Origin of the sequence: Gluconobacter cerevisiae (genome assembly GCF_015244675.1) — a bacterium.
GTDB classification, from domain to species: Bacteria; Pseudomonadota; Alphaproteobacteria; order Acetobacterales; family Acetobacteraceae; genus Gluconobacter; species Gluconobacter cerevisiae.
Map to the genome: position 1 here is coordinate 249,174 of NZ_JABCQO010000001.1, position 19,658 is coordinate 268,831.

The 19,658-nt window shown below is 60.0% G+C and carries 17 protein-coding genes and 1 riboswitch; of the genes, 8 read left to right on the plus strand and 9 right to left on the minus strand.

Annotation, left to right across the window (positions count from 1 at the left end; all coding sequences use genetic code 11):
• Positions 1 to 74: 74 nt before the first annotated feature.
• The 4 genes from tyrS (at position 75) to HKD21_RS01065 (ending at position 3,711) form a co-directional block, all read left to right on the plus strand.
• A complete protein-coding gene (gene tyrS, locus HKD21_RS01050; protein WP_194253818.1) occupies positions 75 to 1,325 on the plus strand; it encodes a tyrosine--tRNA ligase in 1,251 nt (416 codons plus the stop codon).
• Positions 1,326 to 1,433: 108 nt separating this feature from the next.
• The gene (locus HKD21_RS01055; protein ID WP_194253819.1) at positions 1,434 to 1,985 is read left to right on the plus strand and encodes a hypothetical protein; all 552 of its coding nucleotides are present in this window, start codon (positions 1,434 to 1,436) and stop codon (positions 1,983 to 1,985) included.
• Complete coding sequence (locus HKD21_RS01060) at positions 1,985 to 3,109, plus strand: sensor histidine kinase (protein ID WP_194253820.1); 1,125 nt, start codon at positions 1,985 to 1,987, stop codon at positions 3,107 to 3,109. The genes HKD21_RS01055 and HKD21_RS01060 overlap by 1 nt, the downstream gene beginning before the upstream one ends.
• On the plus strand, positions 3,106 to 3,711 hold the full coding sequence (locus tag HKD21_RS01065) for a response regulator transcription factor (RefSeq protein ID WP_194253821.1): 606 nt from the start codon (positions 3,106 to 3,108) through the stop codon (positions 3,709 to 3,711). The genes HKD21_RS01060 and HKD21_RS01065 overlap by 4 nt, the downstream gene beginning before the upstream one ends.
• Positions 3,712 to 3,727: 16 nt before the next feature.
• Here the strand turns inward: HKD21_RS01065 and HKD21_RS01070 are convergent, their stop codons facing one another.
• The 6 genes from HKD21_RS01070 to rpe form a co-directional block, all read right to left on the minus strand.
• The gene (locus tag HKD21_RS01070) at positions 3,728 to 4,315 is read right to left on the minus strand and encodes a LutC/YkgG family protein (RefSeq protein ID WP_194253822.1); all 588 of its coding nucleotides are present in this window, start codon (positions 4,313 to 4,315) and stop codon (positions 3,728 to 3,730) included.
• A complete protein-coding gene (locus HKD21_RS01075; RefSeq protein WP_194253823.1) occupies positions 4,312 to 5,838 on the minus strand; it encodes a lactate utilization protein B in 1,527 nt (508 codons plus the stop codon). Before HKD21_RS01075 ends, HKD21_RS01070 begins: the two co-directional genes overlap by 4 nt.
• The gene (locus HKD21_RS01080; protein WP_194254076.1) at positions 5,835 to 6,578 is read right to left on the minus strand and encodes a (Fe-S)-binding protein; all 744 of its coding nucleotides are present in this window, start codon (positions 6,576 to 6,578) and stop codon (positions 5,835 to 5,837) included. Before HKD21_RS01080 ends, HKD21_RS01075 begins: the two co-directional genes overlap by 4 nt.
• Positions 6,579 to 6,778: 200 nt before the next feature.
• On the minus strand, positions 6,779 to 7,924 hold the full coding sequence (locus tag HKD21_RS01085; RefSeq protein WP_194253824.1) for a glycosyltransferase family 4 protein: 1,146 nt from the start codon (positions 7,922 to 7,924) through the stop codon (positions 6,779 to 6,781).
• Positions 7,925 to 7,949: 25 nt separating this feature from the next.
• Entirely contained in the window at positions 7,950 to 9,605 is a 1,656-nt protein-coding gene (locus HKD21_RS01090; protein WP_194253825.1) for a heparinase II/III family protein, read from the minus strand.
• Positions 9,602 to 10,279, minus strand: coding sequence for a ribulose-phosphate 3-epimerase (gene rpe, locus HKD21_RS01095; RefSeq protein ID WP_194253826.1), 678 nt, complete (start codon positions 10,277 to 10,279; stop codon positions 9,602 to 9,604). The genes HKD21_RS01090 and rpe overlap by 4 nt, the downstream gene beginning before the upstream one ends.
• Before the next feature lie 156 nt (positions 10,280 to 10,435).
• Here rpe and HKD21_RS01100 point away from each other — a divergent pair, with 156 nt between their 5' ends.
• On the plus strand, positions 10,436 to 11,695 hold the full coding sequence (locus HKD21_RS01100) for an AGE family epimerase/isomerase (RefSeq protein ID WP_194253827.1): 1,260 nt from the start codon (positions 10,436 to 10,438) through the stop codon (positions 11,693 to 11,695).
• Between the two features lies 1 nt (position 11,696).
• On the opposite strand, the gene HKD21_RS01105 is transcribed toward HKD21_RS01100, so the two are convergent.
• The 3 genes from HKD21_RS01105 to HKD21_RS01115 form a co-directional block, all read right to left on the minus strand.
• A complete protein-coding gene (locus HKD21_RS01105) occupies positions 11,697 to 12,278 on the minus strand; it encodes a YdcF family protein (protein WP_194253828.1) in 582 nt (193 codons plus the stop codon).
• Positions 12,278 to 13,516, minus strand: a complete 1,239-nt coding sequence (locus tag HKD21_RS01110) for an MFS transporter (RefSeq protein ID WP_194253829.1) — start codon at positions 13,514 to 13,516, stop codon at positions 12,278 to 12,280. The genes HKD21_RS01105 and HKD21_RS01110 overlap by 1 nt, the downstream gene beginning before the upstream one ends.
• 127 nt (positions 13,517 to 13,643) lie before the next feature.
• Positions 13,644 to 15,083 carry a methyl-accepting chemotaxis protein gene (locus tag HKD21_RS01115; RefSeq protein ID WP_228120701.1) on the minus strand — a complete coding sequence of 480 codons (1,440 nt, stop codon included), beginning with the start codon at positions 15,081 to 15,083 and terminating at the stop codon, positions 13,644 to 13,646.
• Between the two features lie 175 nt (positions 15,084 to 15,258).
• A riboswitch (TPP riboswitch) is annotated at positions 15,259 to 15,388 on the plus strand.
• A gap of 92 nt (positions 15,389 to 15,480) precedes the next feature.
• Here HKD21_RS01115 and HKD21_RS01120 point away from each other — a divergent pair.
• Genes HKD21_RS01120 through pnuC form a run of 3 tightly spaced genes read left to right on the plus strand, consistent with a single transcriptional unit; the run spans position 15,481 to position 19,648 of the window.
• Positions 15,481 to 17,919: a TonB-dependent receptor gene (locus HKD21_RS01120; protein WP_228120703.1), complete on the plus strand. Its 2,439-nt coding sequence runs from the start codon at positions 15,481 to 15,483 to the stop codon at positions 17,917 to 17,919.
• Between the two features lie 2 nt (positions 17,920 to 17,921).
• Complete coding sequence (locus HKD21_RS01125; RefSeq protein WP_194253830.1) at positions 17,922 to 19,076, plus strand: phosphotransferase enzyme family protein; 1,155 nt, start codon at positions 17,922 to 17,924, stop codon at positions 19,074 to 19,076.
• Positions 19,067 to 19,648, plus strand: coding sequence for a nicotinamide riboside transporter PnuC (gene pnuC, locus HKD21_RS01130; protein WP_194253831.1), 582 nt, complete (start codon positions 19,067 to 19,069; stop codon positions 19,646 to 19,648). Before HKD21_RS01125 ends, pnuC begins: the two co-directional genes overlap by 10 nt.
• Positions 19,649 to 19,658: the final 10 nt, after the last annotated feature.

Genomic DNA, 19,658 nt, shown 5'->3' on the forward strand with positions numbered 1-19,658 from the left:
AATTTCCGCTCCCGGGCCGGTCATGCTAGGGTCCGCGTCCCTTCTTTTCAGCAGCAGCGTAGCAAGACCGACCCATGCCAAAGAGTCCGTTCCTCCTCGAAGCCCAGGCCCGCGGCCTGATCTTCCAGTGCACCGACCTCGACGCCCTCGACGAGGCCCTGCTGGCCGGACCGATCACTGCCTATGTGGGTTTCGATCCGACAGCGAACTCCCTGCATGTCGGCAATGCACTTTCCATCATGGCGCTGCGCCTGCTCCAGAAACACGGCCATCGCCCGATCGCCCTGATGGGCGGCGGCACAGCCAAAATCGGCGATCCATCCTTCCGCGACGAAGCCCGCTCCCTCATGACGGGCGAGACGATCGCGCACAACATCGCCGGGATCGAGAAATCGCTACGCCAGTTCATCACCTTCAGCGATGAAGACCCTTCCAGCGGCGCCATCCTCGCCAACAACGCGGACTGGCTGGACAAACTGTCCTACATTGACCTGCTGCAAGACGTGGGCGTTCATTTCTCCATCAGCCGTATGCTCGCTTTCGACAGCGTGAAGCAGCGTCTGGAGCGGGAACAGGGTCTGACGTTTCTGGAGTTCAACTACTCTATCCTCCAGTCCTACGATTTCCGCGAACTGAACCGCCGACACGGCGCCGTGCTCCAGATGGGCGGCTCGGACCAGTGGGGCAACATCGTCTCAGGCATTGATCTGGCTCGCCGGACAGACGGAAAACAGGTCTTTGGCCTCACGACGCCCCTCGTCACCACATCTTCCGGCGTCAAAATGGGCAAATCCGCCAACGGCGCGACATGGGTCCGGGCAGAGCGGTTGCCAGCGTTTGAATACTGGCAGTTCTGGCGCAACACTGAGGACGCCGACGTCGGCCGCTTCCTCAAACTCTTCACGGATCTTCCGGTCGAGGAATGCGAACGCCTCGGCGCGCTCGAAGGCGCGGATATCAACGAGGCCAAGAAAATACTCGCCACCGAAGCCACCGCCATCTGCCACGGTCGCGCCGCCGCCGAAGACGCCGCCGAGACGGCACGCCGCGTCTTCGAGCAGGGCTCCACTCAGGCCGCCCTGCCGGAAATCGACCTGCCCGCCACCCTGATCGCCGAAGGTCTGCCCGCATTCCGCGTCTTTCAGGAGGCCGGACTGGCGGCAAGTGGCGGAGAAGCCCGCCGCCTGATCCGGGGCGGCGGCGGTCGCGTCAACGATGTGGTGGTCTCGGACGAAAACCAGACCTTCACGCTCGACGACCTGCGCGACGGTGTCCTGAAAGTGTCGTCCGGCAAGAAGAAGCACATTCTGCTCCGTCCGGTCTGAAACCCATGATGACCAATGTCATCCGCGACTCCTGACACTGAACCCTGTTTTTTCTCCTCCGGAACGGGCATCCTCGCCGCAGGTTGCCCCAACGGAGACGCAGCGCGGATGATGACGGAACGCAAAAACTGGCGTGGCCTGCTGACTGACTGTGCAGGTCTGGCCTTCGCGGCCGTCTGGGCCACGCGCGGCGCACAGGCGGCCAGGTTTCCCATAGCCTTGACCGTTGCTCTCATCGCCATCCCGACGATCCTTCTTATCCTCGGTTTCACCCGCCGTGACCTCATCCTGCGACGCCCCGAAATCTCCGTTGACCCGAAGCTGACGCGCCGTATCAAAATCCTGCGTTTCGTAGGGATTTTTGCTGCCGCCTCATGGACCCATGCCCATCACCGGCTGGACCTGTTCTATCCGATGCTCGGGGCCATCATCGGCTTGTCCTACGTCCCGCTGGGCCGCGCCCTGCAAGAACCGGTGCATGTCTTTATGGGGGGCGCCATCGTCCTGATTTCGGGCCTTTCCATGCTTCTGCCCGAACCGCACCATCTGGAAGTCGCAGGTTTCGGAACGGCCCTCGCTATCTGGGTTGGCAGCGCGATACGACTATGGCGGTCCGGCCTGTTCCTGCCTGTCGAACCGGCCACCATCACCCTCACCTGATGGCCGCAGATTCCCTCTCCCGCCATCTGGCGGATCGCAAAACGCCTTGGCCGCACTTCAACCATTATCTGGTGGCCTATCTGAGCTACCTGCTGTTCTATCCGGTTCCGTGGCTGCTGGGCTATCACCGCCCGACACTCCCGGGCGTCCTGTTTTCCGCAGCGGCCATGCTGCTGTTCCTGCTGGTCTATTTCGCGCCCTACCGCAAAGACCGCTATTACGGCTATGGCGAAATCATCCTCACCGATCTGATCGGCCATGCCTGCGCATGGACGCACGGCGACTGGGAAGTCTATTGCATTTTCGCTGCTGGAATGTGTGCACGCCTGCCCGAAAGGCGACAGTCCATCACGATGGTCATCCTGTTGCAGGTCGTGCTCATCATTTCCGGCCATTTCCGACACAAAACCACGCTTGAAGTCATTCCCGGCGCCTTTTTCAGCATCATCACCTATATGGGCACGCTCGTGCAGTGGCAGCTCGGTATCCGCAATTTCGAACTGCGCGAAGCCCAGAACGAGCTCCGTGCGCTCGCCACCACCGCCGAGCGCGAACGCATCGCCCGGGACCTGCATGATCTTTTGGGTCATTCCCTGACCGTCATTTCGGTCAAGGCTGAACTTTCTGAACGCCTGTTCACAGCCGATCCGCCTCGCGCCCGGCAGGAAATCAACGAAATCAGCCAGATCGCCCGCACGTCCCTGCGCGAAGTCCGCGAGGCCGTGTCCGGCATGAACGGGGCGTCCCTCCTGCGCGAACTGGAGCGTGCCCGCAAAGCCCTGCACACGACAGGCATCACGCTCGTTCTCGAGGGCCGCGAGCCTCCTGCTGATGCCCCCCCAAACAGCGTACTCGCCCTCGCCCTGCGTGAAGCCGTTACGAACGTCATTCGCCATTCCGACGCGCGAACCTGCACCCTGACCTTCCTGTATGACGCCAACGGAAACATCCACACCTTCACCCTCGAAGATGACGGCCCGCTTCAGGCCGCGCAACCCGCCCGGACCATCGTCGAAGGCAACGGTCTGCGCGGCATGCGCGCCAGACTTGCCGCTTCAGGTGGCACCCTGACCATCTCTCCCCGCCCCCGGGGCTTCACACTGACTGCGACGACCCTGCCATGATCCGCCTCATCCTTGCCGAAGACCAGACCATGCTCCTCGATGCCTTCGAGGCTCTGCTCCATCTTGAAGACGATATCCAGATCGTCGGGCGCGCGACGGACGGGCGCGAGGCGCTGGACCTGATCCGCGAGCACCGCCCCGATGTGGTCCTGACCGACATCGAAATGCCCTATGTCACAGGCATCGAACTTGCCGAGAAAATCCTTCAGGAAAATCTCCCCAGCCGCGTCATGATCGTGACGACCTTTGGACGCTCCGGCTATCTGCGGCGCGCGCTTCAGGCGGGAGTGCGCGGCTACATGCTCAAGGACGCCCCCATCACGCAGCTTGCCGCCGCCATCCGCAAGGTCGCCGCAGGGGGGCGCGCGATTGCGCCCGATCTGGCCGAAGCCGTCTGGGACGCCCTGCCCGATCCGCTTTCCGAACGCGAACGCACCATGCTCCGTCTGGCCGAAGCCGGACGGACGAACCGTGAAATTGCGGAAGAACTGTCCCTGTCCTCAGGAACAGTCCGCAATTATTTCTCGGAAATCGTACAGAAGCTGGACGCCCGGAACCGCATAGAAGCCGGCCGCATCGCTCGCGCGAACGGCTGGTTATAGGCGGCTCGCCGTTTTATCAGGGTTGGAACAGAACGCTCAGAGACCGCACACCCTGGGCACCATGCACCAGAACACCCTCGATATCCGCCGTCGCTGACGGGCCGCTCTGGAACACGGCATAATGGGCCTGCAACCATTCCGGACGCTGATAGGCATTGTGCAGGTTGTAAACGATCTGGGCGGGGTCCAGCAGGACGATCAGATGCTGCGGCAGAAAGCCCGTCGTGTTCACATGAAGCTGCTTTTCGGTGAAACACAGTGAGCCGGTCTCCGCCACGCCGAACGCCGCGCGCAGAACCGCGTATTCGACCGGCGCGATATCCGTGGGCTTCGTTTGGGGCGTGATTTTCATATCCCCCTCAAACTCCGGCACGCAGGACACAACAGGCCCTGGTTTGACGAAGGCCTGCCGCACGGGTGCCATCGGATCAGTCGCATCCGGGATCAGTATTTTTCCGCCCATACGTTCCAGAGACTTCTGAAACAGAGCCTTCAGATCGGCTGGGGCTGCCTGATCGAACAGCGGCACGGCAGGGCGAGGACGCTCACCCTGAATATGGTTTTTCCGGATCGCCCCAAGAATGGCGTCGCGTGAGCCGCTCATGACTTTTCTCCCTCGCTCTGCGACTTTCGGTTCCTGCGATACCATTCATTAAACGTCTGTTTGGGCGTTTCGGGAATGTCGCGCTTGCGGCCCCAGGTATTGAGCTTGTTGTACAGCATGAAATGCGGCAGGTGTCGCAACGCACTGCGGCCAAGCGGCAGGCTCGCCCTATAGACCACAGGCGACGCCAGAACCTCGCCCGCCGCCTTCATCATGACCTTCTTAACCGGAGAAATTTCTCCCTCGCCCGCCAGCGTTTTGCGCCAATCCGCAATCTGTTCGTGAATATTGATCTTCACCGGACAGACATTGGTGCAACTTCCGTTCATCGTCGAGGAGTATGGCAGGTTACGGTATTTATGAACGTTGAAGGTCGGGTCGATAATCAGCCCGATCGGCCCGGCATAGGTCGCGCCATAGCTCAGACCACCACTGCGCCGGAAAACCGGGCAGGTGTTCATGCAGGCGCCACAACGGATACATTTCAGCCCCGGCCAGAACTTCTCCATCCCCAGACGCTCGGAACGCCCGTTATCCACGAGCACGACATGCATCTCGCCACCCTCACGCGGGCCGCGGAAATGCGACGTATACTGCGTGATTGGGGAACCCAGCGCACTGCGTGACAGGAGACGGATAAAGACCGGCAGTTCGTTCAGACCGGGGATCAACTTCTCAATCCCGATGGAGGCGATATGCAGCGGTGGCGTATTGGCGGACAGATCCGCATTACCCTCGTTGGTGCAGACAACGAACGTCCCCGTTTCCGCAACCACGAAATTACCGCCCGTCATCCCTGCCTGCGCCGAGAGGATCAGCGGACGCGTGGCCTCGCGCTGACATTCCGTCAGGTAATGCGCATCGGCATTGTCTGGGTCGGAGCCGATCGTTTTGGCAAAAACACTGGCGACATCGGTGCGCAGCTTGTGCACGGCCGGAACCACGACATGGCTCGGCGCTTCGTCATCGAGTTGCTGGATGCGTTCGCCAAGATCGGTCTCGATGACCTCGACGTTGTTCTTCGCCATGAACTCCCGGAAGCCGCATTCCTCCGTCAGCATGGACTTGCTCTTGATCAGTAATTCGACGCCCTTGCTCCGCAGGATCTCCAGAACGATGGCGTTATGCTCTGCCCCGTCCTTCGCCCAGTGAACCTTGATCCCGTTGGCCGTCGCATTCTTCTCAAACAGTTCGAGATAATAATCGAGCTTCGAAAGCGTGTGTTCCTTGATGCCGGAAGCAAGGTTCCGGAGCTCTTCCCATTCCTCGATCCCGTGCATTTCCTTGTCGCGCTTCTGACGCAGATCCCATAGACGCGCATCATGCATGGCCTCGTGCTCTGTCGCGGCCATGAAGCGGTTTGCGGCTTCGGACTGGTCAACGGGCCGGTTGCCGCGGATTTTCGCGCCCCTCGGCTGAGGCTCCGAAATCCGGGATTTCAGAGGCCGGGAGGACGCGGCACCGTGATCGAGCTGTTCGCCGGCATGCGGATCTGTCAGCTCTTCATGCAGTTCGGCGGTCATGCGCGTGCTCCGTTCAGGATCTGGGCGATATGGATGTATTTAAGGTTGACGCCCATCCGCCGCGCGCAGCCTTCCTGATGCATCATGCAGGAACTGTCCGAGGACGTGACATATTCCGCCCCCGATTTAAGCTGGTCCGTGACCTTGTCCTGACCCATCTTGGCCGAAACACCTTCCTCGAACACCGAGAACGTCCCGCCAAAGCCGCAGCATTCGTCAGGGCGCGTCAGATCGGCAAATTCAATCCCCTTGACCATTCCAAGCAACGCTTTCGGTTTGGAAAACGGCTCTTCCCGACGTTCGCTCATGCTGGCGATCCGCAGATTCCGCAGCGTGTTGCAGTTATTGTGCAAGGCAACACGATGCGGAAATTCGGCCCAGGGGAAGGCATCGACCTTGAGAACGTCGTGCAGGAACTCCACCAGTTCATAGGTGCGGCTGCGAACGTGTTTGACGGCCTCGGTCTGCTCAATGGCCGTCATGTTGTTGCGCACCTGATTGGTGCAGCTTCCAGACGGCGTGACGATGTAGTCGTATTTCCCAAAATTGCGAACGAACAGTTCTTCCGTCTTCGCCGCCTCGCGCTCACAGCCGGTATTGGTCATGGGCTGGCCGCAGCATGTCTGATCGACAGGATATTCAACGGACAGCCCGAAACGCTCCAGCAGTTCCAGCGTCGCAATTCCTGTTTCGGGATGAAACATGTCCACATAACAGGGAACAAACAGACCGACCTTCATGGGAATACCTTTGTCTTCAACCAACATGTGTGGCCACAGTCTCATGAAAACAACGCAGAAACAAAAGACAAGTTTACGGGAGAATCAAAGTTATCATAACAAGAGTATTTTAGTCCTGATAGTAATACCAAAATCTTATCGTGATTTAAAAAGACTGTTTTCAAGTATTCATCCAAACAAATCGGAAGAATAAAATAATCTCAGGTCTTCTTTCCGCCGACAGCATGTCCGGATGCGGCCTTTTCCATCAGGGCAACGACATGTCGGAGAATATGGTGTTCGTCGTAAGCCTCCAGCGCCACCCGTCTTGCGGCTTTGCCCATGACGTCTCTCAACGCCACATCCTGCACCAGAAGACACAGGGCGCGGGCGAGCGGAGCGGAAAGGCCCGGCGGCACCAGAAACCCGGTTGTCCCGTTTATAACCTGCTCTCTGGGTCCGCGAACATCCGTCGCCACGACCGGCAGCCCGCTCAGCATCGCTTCGATAACTGACATGGGCAGACCTTCAAAATGGCTGGGCAGCGCGAAAATATCCGCCGCCATCAGAAGTTCGGCCACATCCTCCCGATATCCAAGCATCCGCAATCGCGGTCCCAGACGCTCCCCTGCGCGTTCGAAAGGCGCTGTCAGATCCGCCCCATGATCCGAGGCCAGACGCTCGCCGACGACCCAGAGTTCGGCATCCGGAACATCTTCCATCGCCCGCAGCAACTCGGGATGCCCTTTGTGCCGCACCAGACGCGACACCACGATAACCACCGGCCGATCCTGCGGAACCCCAAGTTCCTCGCGCATCCGGGCCCGGACGGCGAGGTCGGGATAAAAGCATTTCGGGTCCCGGCCATTTCCAATCGCAATAGGATGACGGTTCAGATGCAGCCGACGCGCATCTCGCGCTTCCTCGCGCGAGACAGTCATATACAGATCCGTCATGCGTCCCGCTGCCCATTCCAGCACAAGAGACAGCATCCGGCGTCGCCCTGATCCCGGCTGGTTGAACAGAAAGCCGTGGCAGGTATAGGCCACGATCCGTACTCCACAGAACCGTGCGGCAAACCGCGCCAGAATACCGCTGATGGGCATATGGCCATGCACCAGATCCGGCTTTTCACACCGGATCAGGCGCAATAATGCGACAAAAGCGCGATACTGGGCCACTGGCGACAGCGATCGCGCCATCGGAACGCCATGCACCGTAAAGCCCTCGGCCCGCACGGCGTCCAGATGGCTCCCTTCCGCGCAGGCTCCCTGAACATCATGCCCGGCCTCACGCAATTCCCGCATCAGCGGCAGTAAAAACTGCCTGAGCGCAAAATCCACATTCGTGATTTCGAGGATCTTCACGTCGGCATCCTGAACACGAGACGGCTTATTCCGGAATGCGTTCGAGCAACCATGTCACGCTCTGATGGGTCCGTTTGACCGGCTTCTGCGCTGCGGGTTTTTCAGGCTCGGGAGCGCTTTCGCCGTCAGGCGGAGCCACAACCTCCGCAACGGGCTGCGGCGTGATGATGATCTGGCGGCAGATTTCGCGTTTTCCACGCCCCAGATACACGTCGTTTTCCAGACGGACGACGCCGTCGCGCTGCCTGAAACGCCAGATCGTCCCGCCGACCTGAAGGATAATGTCCTCGTCGTCCTGCGTCACTGTCACATCCGGGTGGATGTGAAAACGGATGGCGAAGTCGATGTTGCGTTCGCCGTCGATCAGTTCCTGCCCCCGCAGATCCTCGCCATCAGCGCCGAAATACAGACGCCGCGTCCATTTCGCTCCCAGCGGGGCGTGATAGCCGTCATGCGACAGATCCAGCCAGTGCGCGTTTCCATCCGTCTGGTGATCGCAGGAAACAGTGACCGGACGGCGCGTCATGCCGCCATCAGGTCCGAAATCCGCCGAAGACAGGCCATCCGCCACGAGAACCGTATGGGCAGCACTGCTCCGCATGGCATCCCGCCATGCTCCGATCACGGCACTGCCGCAATTGACGAACAGACGGTGTCGCTGATGCGAAAACTCAAAAGACAGCGTTCCGGCATGGGCGGTTGTATCAAACCCAGCCGGAGCAGGTGGTCCGCTATCGACAATCAGCAGCGATTTCCCGAGCGCCAGTCGCGTGAAGCGACCCTGCGGCATGGCAGGCGCGATCAGCTTCTGACGCGATCCTTGCGCCAGAACATCCTCCACCGCCGCACTATGCCGCTCGTTCGATCCGTTGAAGACCGCAAGCCCCCCGTCCCCGTGCCGCATGGCTCGCAGAACAGGACAGACCTTGTCCAGAGCCCGGTCGATGAACGGCGGCACACTCGCATGGGCCGTGCGAAACATGACGGACATTTCCGCCAGCTCACGCGCCACCAGAAACTGCGCCTCGGGGCTGCGCTCAATCACGGTCCCATCCGCGAGAACAAGGCGCTCCAACTCCGCCGGAAGATAGCGCAGAAAGCGTGACATGAATCCCGTCTGCTCGGGCATCGCCATCGCCGCGGCCAGAAGCCCACGAAACGCCATCAATCCGCGCGCGCCCTGCGGTGGCAGCGGCAGAAGAGCCGCAATGGTCCGGCCCTCCACCAGCATCCGTTCCATCAGACGCTGCTGAAGTCGCGGATCGGCAGACGCCAGACAGAACTCGTGGTTCGAAAGCCATGAGGCCAGACGCGAACCCGTCACACAGGCATCGCGGATCAGGGGATCGGTTGGCGGATGTGCCAGCCAGTCACTGACGAGTCCGCGCGCGGTCAGACGTGCCCTGTCGCTCCCGAGGGTCCGCAGATCGCGCAGCCAGCCGAATCCGTGCAGCCACTCCCGCGCGGGTTCTGGCCAGGGGCCACGCTCCCAGTTGCCACTGGGCAAAACATAATCGTGCCGGTCGAAACGAAAATGCCCACCGATCAGGCGTGCGCCCTGCTCCGCATCCCCTTTCCAGGGATCACGGAACGCATGCATCGGTCCTTCAGGAGCAGGTGCCCCGAAAGGAAGGCGCGCAAAAGAAAGACGGAGACCGCGAAGCCAGGGACTGCCTGTCATCCGGGCATCTGTTCCACGAACGGCCCTTCAAGCGCCCGGATCGCCGCGTCCCGATCCTCTTTCCCGAAAATCGCCGAACCTGCTACAAGCATCGTCGCACCGGCTTCAACAACGCGGGGCGCGGTCTGCGGGTCGATCCCGCCATCCACAGCAAGAATAATCTCACGACCACTCTTGCGGATCATCTCCGCCAGCGTCCTGATCTTGGCAAGCTGGCTATCGAGGAAGCTCTGCCCGCCGAAGCCAGGATTGACGGTCATAACAAGGATGATGTCCACCAGATCCATGACTTCCGACAACGCCACCGCAGGCGTCGCCGGGCAGATCGCCACACCCGGACGGCAGCCCAGCGCGCGGATGGTCTGGAGCGAACGGTGCAGATGGGGCGCGTTCTCGACATGCACCGTGATATGGTCGGCACCGGCTTTTGCCGTCGCTTCCAGATACGGGTCCACCGGATCGATCATCAAATGCACGTCGAATTTCGCATCCGTATGCTTGCGTAGTGCTGTAATCACCGGAGGGCCAAACGAGATGTTCGGCACGAAATGCCCGTCCATCACATCGAGATGGAGCCACGGCGCACGCGCGATGGAGGCGATCTCTTCCCCGAGGCGGGAAAAGTCAGCAGCCAGAAGGCTGGGGGCGACAATGATCGAAGAACGCTCAGTCATACTGTCATGTATCGGCAAACCCATCGCGCGACGCAAGCCACATCCGCATCCGTGCGCATCTTCGTGAGGTTCATGTCTGCGTGTCCGCCGTTTTGGAACCCCGGCGTGTCTGAAACGTCCTGATGCCCAGATCCGCCGACCTGCCCGGAGTGCCTCATGACCGATCGCCTTTCACCGACCCTGCTCAGCCGCGATAGCTGGATCCGCCGCCCCTCACACCGGGCCTGGCTGGAAATGCAGGGCCGCCGCCTTCTGGACTTCAGCAAAGGCGGATGCGTGGACGGAGGCTTTGCGGGACTGGATCTGGAAGGCACTCTTCCCGAAAATGCCAAACCCGAAGCCACCCTGACCGCGCGCTGCGTCCATGCCTATGCACTGGCCGAGCTTCAGGGCCTGCCCGGGAGCGCTCCGCTTGTCGAACATGGCATTCACGCCCTGCGCACGCATTTTCGCGATGACGCCCATGGTGGCTGGCAGCACTTTGCGGACAAGGACAATGACCGCAAACAGGCTTATCTCCATGCTTTCGTTGCCCTTGCCGCCTCTTCCGCCGTCCTGATCGGAGCGGAAGGCGCAGGCGAACTGCTCAAAGACGCCACCCATCAGATCGACACCCATTTCTGGAACGAGGACGAAGGTGTCATGCGCGAGAGCTTCGCGCCGAACTGGTCGGATGAGGAAAACTATCGCGGCGCAAACAGCAACATGCACTCCACCGAAGCCTTCATGGCCTTGGCGGACGTGACCGGAGACGTGAAGTGGCTACATCGCGCCCGACGCATCGTCACCCGTTTTGTGCATGAACTGGCCGCGGGGCAAGGCTTCGCCATGCCGGAGCATTTCGATCGCGACTGGACTCTCATGCGCGATTATCACAGCAACAAACCCAACGACGACCTGCGCCCCTATGGCATGACGCCGGGGCACTTCGTGGAATGGGCACATCTGACCCTAAAGCTTGAAGCCGCCCTGCTCCGTCATGGTCTGAAGGCGCCGGAATGGATGCTGCATGACGCACAGGCGCTGTTCGAAACGGGGATGAATACCGGCTGGAACGCAGATGGTCGGCCGGGAATGCTCTACACGATCAACTGGGAGCACACCCCTCACAACCGCACCCGCATCCATTGGGCCCAGGCCGAAGCGCTGACGGCCGCCATCAACCTCTACAAGCGGACCGGCAATCCCCATTACGAGCACTGGTACCGCACGATCTGGGACTATATCGACACGACCCTGATCGACCGGGATTTCGGAAGCTGGTTCAACGAAGTCAGCCCCGAAGGCGAACCCACCGAAACGATCTACAAGGGCAAGGGCGATCTGTATCACGCCTATCAGTCCACACTGGCCCCCATGATGCCGCTGGCGCCCTCTCTCGCCACAGCCATTGAGCAGATCGGCGTTCCCTACTGAGTCAGCCGGGCGGCGTTTTCGTCAGAACATAAACCGGAAGCGCCACGGAATCGCGAAACAGATACCAGAGTTCCGCAGGCCGAAACCGGAATGGCGCCGCACCCGAAACCGGCGACACGCCCGCCCGTTCGAGCGCCCATTCCGCCCGCAGAACATGAAACCACTGCGTGACCACAACCGCGCCCTGCGGATGCAGGCGAGCAACATGCAGGGCCGTCAGCCAGGTGTTGTTCCCGTGTGAATCCACAATGATGGCGGCTTCCGGTACGCCCCGATCCATCAGCCAGTTCGCCATGATCCGGGCTTCATCGCGACGATTGCCGCTTTCGATCGCGCCGCTCACCACCACCGTTCGCACAAGCCCGGCACGCCACAGCCGCAGCCCTTCCTGCAACCGTTCCTGCAACGCCGGACGCGGCTGCCCCTTCGCAGTCACCGCCGTTCCGAAAACGACCGCCATTTCAGACTGCTTCGGAATAGCCGACACACCCCGAAACGCCACGAATCCCATCCAGAGCAGAAACAGGCCGGGAAGCACCGCACCGACGCGCAACCCAGTCACAATTCGGTTCCTGCGCTTCATCAGGACAACGTCTCTTTCTCCGTCTGCGTACGGTGCAGATAAAGCAGCGCCACCCCTGCCGCCAGAATCCCTGACAAAGACCCCACGCCCAGTGCCCAGCGCGGGCCAAGCGAGTTGGCCACCATCCCCACCAGCGGTGCCCCCAGTGGCGAGGACCCCGCAAAAACCGCAAAACGGATCGACACCACCCGCCCCCGCATGCCCGGATCGGTCGCAAGCTGCATGTAGCTGTTACTCACCGCCGTAAATGTCAGAGTGGCCATCCCCGCCATAACCAGCGTGACCGCAAAAGCCCAGTATCCCGGAGCGAACGCGCCCAACAGACAGGCCAGACTGAAAACAATCGCTCCCTGCGGCAAAGCTGAAAATTTCATAGTTTTGCGGCTGGCAGCAATCAACGCACCCGTAATCGTCCCGACCGCCATGGCAGAATTGAGCACCCCATAACCATGCGCGCCGACATGAAAGACGCTGACGGCCATGGTCGAAATATAAATCGGGAAATTCAACCCGAAGGCCCCGAGCAGAAACAGCATGAACAGGATGGTCCGCAGATCATCGCGCTTCCAGACATACCGCAGGCCCGACAGCAGATCCTGCTTTTCCTGATGCGCGTTTTCAGGTTTTCGAGCCGAAAGGCGGTGCAGATCCTGCGTCCGCAGGGACAGGAGAGATAGCAGCACACCGTAAAACGAAAAACCGTTAAGGATGAACGACCATCCCGAGCCCAACTCCGCAATACAAAATCCCGCCACCGCGGGCCCGATCATGCGGCCTGCATTGTAGGACACGGAATTGAGTGCCACAGCATTCGGCAGGTCTTCCTCACCGACGAGTTCACCCGCAAAAATCTGCCGGACAGGACTGTCGAACGCCGCCACACACCCGCTCAAGAAGGCGAACAGATCCACCTCCCAAAGCCGGACCATCCCCGTCACCACCAAAGCTCCGAGCGCGATTGCCAGCGTGCCAAGAGCGGCCTGGGTCAGAAGCAGAAAGCGATGCTTCTCCACCCTGTCAGCGATTTTTCCGGTCCAGAAAATCAGCAGAAGCGGCGGTGCAAGCTGAAGCGCTGTAACAATCCCGACAGCTGTTGCATCATGTCGTGTCAATTCTGTCAGGACCAGCCAGTCCTGCGTCGTCATCTGCATCCAGGTTCCGACATTCGAAACCAGCGCCCCCATAGCCCAGACACGGTAATTCCGCCGCCCCAGAGACCGGAAGGCCCCGCCCATCATAAGCAGGCCCTGTCATTCAGCGCAGAAAGAAAGAGCGAACGGACAAACATGGACATCAGTGTCGGGAATATCGCCCCCGATGTCGAGACATGTCAGGAAAATGCGTCTTTCACTTTCCTGAAAAGCCTTAGAAAGCTGCCGGAACCAGTTCGCGGGGCATGGACCGCGTTCGCCTGCCCAAGGATTGTGCGGGACTGAAACGAAATTTGGACAATTCGGCGAAAAGATCCTTCGCCTCGTTGCTCAGATTTCGACAGGCCACATTAACCTCCTCCACCATCGCGGCATTGCGCTGCGTCATCTGGTCCATTTCATTGATGGCCTTGTTGATCGTCTCAAGGCTTTCTGCCTCCCCCGTCGTGGAGCGGGAAATGTCTTCAAGCAGGGACGTAATCCCGTCCACATGTTCGCTGATGACCTTCATCGAGCGGTCTGCATCCCCCACAAGCTGGACACCTTCCTCCACCTGTCGGCCCGAAGAGGTGATGATGTTGCGGATATCCTGCGCCGATTTGGCCGAGCGCTGCGCAAGCGCCCGGATTTCCTTCGCCACGACGTCGAAACCCTGACCGGCCTCTCCCGCGCGGGCCGCTTCGATCCCGGCATTCAGCGACAGAAGATTGGTCTGGAACGCGATTTCCTCAATCAGGCCCAGAATGCTCTCGACCTGCCGCGAGGAGGTTCGGATCTCGCCCATAGCGCGGTTGGCGGAATGCATGATGCCCGACACCACGACGGTCTGTCCCCGCGTTTCAAGAGCTGTTTCGCGCGCCCTCACAGCAGAACGCGCTGTTTCCCCAACCGTCTGGGTAATACTGTTAATAGAGGCGGCGGACTGCGCCAAAGTCATGGCCTGACGCTCCGTCCGCTCGCTCAGTTCCGTCGAGGCCGACGCGATCTCAGAGGTTCCATTGGCGATGACGGAAGTCGCATCGGAAATCTTGGCAATCGCCGTTCTATAAATCTGGATCAGCGTGTTGAAGTTCTGCCTGAATTCCTCAAACCGGTCCTGAAAACCGTCACGAAACGTAAAGGTCAGGTCCCCTTCCTTCACGATCTCCAGTCCCGCGCAGATGGTTCTGATTGTCTCGTCCTGCACGCGGCGGATCCGCTCACTACGACCGGACAGTTCCTTCTGGATCTGCACCGCGTCCCGCGCTTCTTCCGCCGAGTTTTCCTGAAGCGTCAACTGCTTCTGGCTGTTTTCCCGGAACATCTGAAGGGACCGCGCCAGCCGTCCCGCACAGTCGCGGTGGTGAAGGCACGGAATGGTGATATTGAGGGCACCGCTCGCAACTTTTTCGGTCGCCGCCGTAATCTGCTCGAACGGTACGGCAATCACATGAATGGCGAACCGTCCAATCAGGAGTGTCAGCGCAACCTGAACCAGCAGTCCCAGACACTGGGATAACATCTGTTCATGCCGATAATGAATGAACAGATGCTCGCAAAACTGCTCAATCACGAATTGTACCATGACAATCATGACAAGAAGCGCAAACAGTACCTTGATTTTCTGACGGACGTAGGCGGTTTTCTCAATCCAGTTTAACATGATCGCCTTCATTGACCTTGGGTCTCACGTTATCTTCAGAATCTGGCGTGAGCTTTTCTGAAAACTATACATGTCGTTGTTAATAAAGCATGAAGAATGCTCTCGAAATTGTTTGCAACATTCTAGCTGCACTGCACGTAGAGAATCTGCTCATATTGACAATTTTCTGCCCCCGGAGGATTTCTGACACTTCACCGTGGGGAGCCCTGGCAAAGGGCTGAGATTCTGCTGGTATGGCGCAAGTCCGTCATAAGGCGCAGTGACCCATTGAACCTGATCCAGTTCACACTGGCGGAGGGATGGTGGTCGCTGCCTGCCGGATACAGTCTCACGAACCCGCCAGCCAGCAGCTTGAACCTTTCCTGTCAGCGCTGAATTCCCATTGCTTGCAGGCGAGGCGTTTTCCATCATGGCCCACAGACACCCCGGAGACTCTGCTGCGTCCCGCCTGCGGTATCATGGCATTCTCCCCGCCCTAATCAGCACAACAGTCTGTCTGTCTGTCGCCCACGCTGCTGACACGAGCAGACCGAAAGCCCATCACACAGTGGCCACCCCTTCAGCCGCAAATGCACAACACCCTGCCCCGCCCGAAAATACCGCCGAGCATATTATCGTTCATCGACTTGCGGACAGCGCGCCCGGCAACCAGCCGGGAGGCGGGCTGATCCATCCGCAGGACGGCGTGAAATCCGTCAGTACGGTCAGTCAGGATTTCATTTCCAAACAGGCTCCCATGGCAACGGCCTTTCAGCTCGCATCCATGCTGCCCGGCGCCAATGTGTCCTCGTCCGATCCGATGGGATTTTCTCCCAACACGAACATCACCGTCCGCGGGCTCGATAACAGCGCCATCGGTTATGTGCTCGAAGGCATGCCGCTGAACGACGTCGCCGCCTATTCCGGCACGCCCAGCCAGTTCGCAGACAGTGAGAACTATCAGGAAATCGCCCTGTCGCAGGGATCAGCCGATCTGGACAGCCCGGTCCTGAACGCTGCCGGGGGCCTGATGAACCTGACATTCCGCGATCCGGCCAAAAAAGCGGGCGGCGACGCCAGCGTGTCCTACGGCTCCTACAACACCAACCGCGAATTCATCCGCCTCGACACCGGCGACATCGCCCATACCGGCATCCGCGGCTTCGTCTCCTACTCCCACGGCGCAACCGACAACTGGCGCGGACCAGGACGCGACGAAAAGCAGCATGTCGATTTCAAATTCCTCAAGGAATGGGGGCAGGGCAACCGCGCCAGCCTCATCGGCACTTTCAACACAACCATCACAAGCTGGTACCCCGAGCCTACCATGGGCACATGGAAGTCGGACGGCATCAGAGGCCAGAATAATCGTCTGGCCCATTACGACAGCAGCAATCCGGAAAACGGGGCGAATTACTGGCGTCTGTGGCGGGACGGAGAGCGCACGCTTTACGGCGGAGCGCCGGTTCATCTAACGCTAACCGACCATCTGACTCTCGACGTCACACCCTATGCACAGCTTGCCTATGGCAACTGGCCCGGTGGGAGTACGCTGTCCGAAACCGGACTTTACCAAGGCACGCAGGCTTTGCCCGACACGCTGAACCTCCCCGGCGCGCAGGACGGCGTGGGTGTGGTCCGCGCGGATTACACCCAGCGCAGCTACCGTTCGGGCTTTACCAGCGCGTTGCACTACAAAACGGGCTGGAACGATTTCGTCCTCGGGTACTGGTACGATTACGGTGACGACAACGAACAACAGCCCTTCACGGCAGTTCAGACCAATGGCTATGCCCCCGATATCTGGGCGCAGAATGGCCGCGACGTGATCCGCCTGTCCAACGGCGAGCGCCTTCTGGGCGGCAGTTTTCACACCATTTCCCAGACGAACGCGCTGTTCGTCGGCGATCACATGTCCCTGCTGCATGACCATCTGGCCATCGACCTTGGCTTCAAGGCCGTTATGATGAGCCGCGATGGCACGAACAGCATGCCGGGCCCGCAGTATCATGTCGGCTCCAACAGCATGGAGCCCCTGCCCCGCCTTGGCGTGCGCTGGCGTATTGATGCGGAAAACCAGATCTTCTTCAACGCCACGACCAACTTCCGTGCTCCGGCCCAGAGTGCGCTGTACAACACCTATGACCCCTCTTCGGGCGAAATGTACGGAACCGGATCGGCCGACGTCCGGAACGAATATTCCATTTCCGAAGAACTGGGATATCGCCGCACGGGACGCTGGATCATCGGCAGCCTGACACTGTTCAACTACAATTTCACCAACCGCCAGATTTCCACGCAGGCAGTCCAGAATGGCTCCATTGTCAGCACGACGATGAACGCGGGTGGCCAGACCTCACGCGGGGTGGACGTAGAAATCGGCCTGCGTCCCTGGCATCATTTCAGTCCCTATGTCTCGGGCGAGTACCTGCATGCCACGATCGACAATGACCTGATGTCAGGCGGCGACCTGTTGCGCACCCGTGGCCGCATCGCTGTCCGCAGCCCGACCCTTCAGGCCGCAGCCGGGCTGAGCTATGATGACGGACACATCTTCGGCGTCGCCACACTGCATTACACTGGCCACCAGTATGCGACCTTCACGAATGACGAGCGCGTCTCGGATCATACGACTGGCGATCTCGCCATCGGCTACCGCTTTTCGGACCATATCCATCTGCATCAGCCGACCCTGCGGATGAACTTCATCAACATCACGAACGAACACTACCTTTCCGGCGTGGCGAGCCCGACCATGAATGCGAAAGACACAACCGGCGTGTATGGCACTACCATCGCCGGAAGTGCCCCGAGCTACTTCATCGGTGGCGGGTTTGCGGCCCTGTTCACCGCTTCGACGGGGTTCTGAGCATGGCAGAGGCTTCCGGACAGTTCGGCGTCAATGGTCCCGAAAGCAGACGGGACTGGCCTGCCCTGTCGGACGCCGAAGCCCGCGATGTCCTATCCCGTTTTCCGCTTCCTTCTCCCGCGCGGCAGGTCATCTGGCACGGACGACGGCCCTTTTCCTCCACGGGCGTCGTTTTGCTGGAGGATGGAAGCCGCGTTTTCCTCAAACGCCACGACCATTGCCTGCGCGATGCGGCAGCGCTTGCGGAAGAACACCGCTTCATCACACATCTGGCAGCGCAGGGTGTTCCGGTCGGCCAGACATGGTGCACCAAAAGCGGGGATGCCGCACTCGATCTCAACGGATCGGCCTACGAAGTCTTTTCCATCATGCCCGGCCATGATCTGTACGAGACCGTGCAGTCCTGGGAACCGTTCCACAACGCCCGACACGCCTTTTCCGGCGGCCAGCATCTGGGCCAGCTTCACGCGGCTTCCAGAAGCTTCGACGCCCCTGCGCGCCCCTCACGCCGCCCGCTTCTCTCCACATTCGAGGTCATCACATCTTCCGACCTGATGACTGGGCTGGACCGCTGGATTCCACATCAGGCCGGACTGGCCGAAGCCTTGACCCATCATCCTTGGCGCACCGATATTCCGCAGGCTCTCCTGCCCTTCCATGAACGACTGAAACCGCATCTCGGCACAATTAAGCCGCGCTGGGGACATGGCGACTGGCACCCGTCAAACCTGTTCTGGGACAGCACCGGACCGGAAGCGCAGGTCTGCGGCATTCTTGATTTCGGCATGTCGGACCGCGCCTGCGCCGCCTACGATCTCGCTGTCGCCATCGAGCGCACCGCCATCGCATGGCTGGAACCCGAAAACGACTGCCCTGTCAGTCTTGACCGCCTCGAAGCCTTCTTGTCCGGCTATCTGACACACTACGCCCTTTCGAGGGAAGAACGCCGTCTGGTGCCCCTTTTCCTGCCGCTCGTTCACGTCGAATATGCCCTGTCCGAAGTCGCCTATTACGAGACACTGGTCCATGACAGAGCCGGAGTGAAAGCCGCCTATACGGACTATCTGCTGGGCCATGCCCACTGGTTCTCGTCTCCCACAGGGCAGCAGTTCCTGCACTGGCTGACGCATAATCTCCAGACAGCACCATGTCCCTGATCGAAATTCTGGGCGCCGTCCTCAGCGCCCTTGCCGTCTGGCTGACATCGCGGCGCAGCATGATCTGCTGGCCCGTGTCTCTGGCCGCGGCAGGACTGTATTCATGGATCTTCCTTCAGGCCCGGCTTTACGCCGATGCCGGGCTTCAGATCGCATTCTGTCTGTATGTCATCTACGGCTGGCAGCACTGGCGCCAGATGGCGAAACCGGATGGCCGCATCCACGTCCGCCGTCCGACACGCCCCATGCTTCTGAAAGGGCTGCTCTGCGGCGCGACGGGAAGTGCTATCTGGGCGTTCGTCCTTGCCCGCTTCACCAACGATCCCACCCCCATCACGGACGCCACCCTCACGGCCTACAGCATTCTCGCCCAGTACTGGGACACCATGCGCTATCGCGAAACCTGGCTCTTATGGATCGTGGTGGACAGCGCCTATGTCGCTTTATTCATCAGCCGCGGCCTTTATCCGACAGCGGTGCTTTATGCCGGTTTTGTTGTGCTGGCGGCAAACGGGTACCGGCTCTGGAAACCCGAAATTTCTGCCGGGGCCGCATCCAGCCATCAACCCTGAATCACCATAA

Coding starts and splice junctions, on each gene's coding strand:
- HKD21_RS01090 (WP_194253825.1), bottom strand. CDS start 9,605: ATGACAGGCAGTCCCTGGCTTCGCGGTCTCCGTCTTTCTTTTGCGCGC.
- HKD21_RS01055 (WP_194253819.1), top strand. CDS start 1,434: ATGATGACGGAACGCAAAAACTGGCGTGGCCTGCTGACTGACTGTGCA.
- HKD21_RS01105 (WP_194253828.1), bottom strand. CDS start 12,278: ATGAAGCGCAGGAACCGAATTGTGACTGGGTTGCGCGTCGGTGCGGTG.
- HKD21_RS01125 (WP_194253830.1), top strand. CDS start 17,922: ATGGCAGAGGCTTCCGGACAGTTCGGCGTCAATGGTCCCGAAAGCAGA.
- HKD21_RS01100 (WP_194253827.1), top strand. CDS start 10,436: ATGACCGATCGCCTTTCACCGACCCTGCTCAGCCGCGATAGCTGGATC.
- rpe (WP_194253826.1), bottom strand. CDS start 10,279: ATGACTGAGCGTTCTTCGATCATTGTCGCCCCCAGCCTTCTGGCTGCT.
- HKD21_RS01060 (WP_194253820.1), top strand. CDS start 1,985: ATGGCCGCAGATTCCCTCTCCCGCCATCTGGCGGATCGCAAAACGCCT.
- HKD21_RS01080 (WP_194254076.1), bottom strand. CDS start 6,578: ATGAAGGTCGGTCTGTTTGTTCCCTGTTATGTGGACATGTTTCATCCC.
- HKD21_RS01110 (WP_194253829.1), bottom strand. CDS start 13,516: ATGATGGGCGGGGCCTTCCGGTCTCTGGGGCGGCGGAATTACCGTGTC.
- tyrS (WP_194253818.1), top strand. CDS start 75: ATGCCAAAGAGTCCGTTCCTCCTCGAAGCCCAGGCCCGCGGCCTGATC.
- HKD21_RS01120 (WP_228120703.1), top strand. CDS start 15,481: ATGGCCCACAGACACCCCGGAGACTCTGCTGCGTCCCGCCTGCGGTAT.
- HKD21_RS01075 (WP_194253823.1), bottom strand. CDS start 5,838: ATGACCGCCGAACTGCATGAAGAGCTGACAGATCCGCATGCCGGCGAA.
- HKD21_RS01070 (WP_194253822.1), bottom strand. CDS start 4,315: ATGAGCGGCTCACGCGACGCCATTCTTGGGGCGATCCGGAAAAACCAT.
- pnuC (WP_194253831.1), top strand. CDS start 19,067: ATGTCCCTGATCGAAATTCTGGGCGCCGTCCTCAGCGCCCTTGCCGTC.
- HKD21_RS01065 (WP_194253821.1), top strand. CDS start 3,106: ATGATCCGCCTCATCCTTGCCGAAGACCAGACCATGCTCCTCGATGCC.
- HKD21_RS01115 (WP_228120701.1), bottom strand. CDS start 15,083: ATGAAGGCGATCATGTTAAACTGGATTGAGAAAACCGCCTACGTCCGT.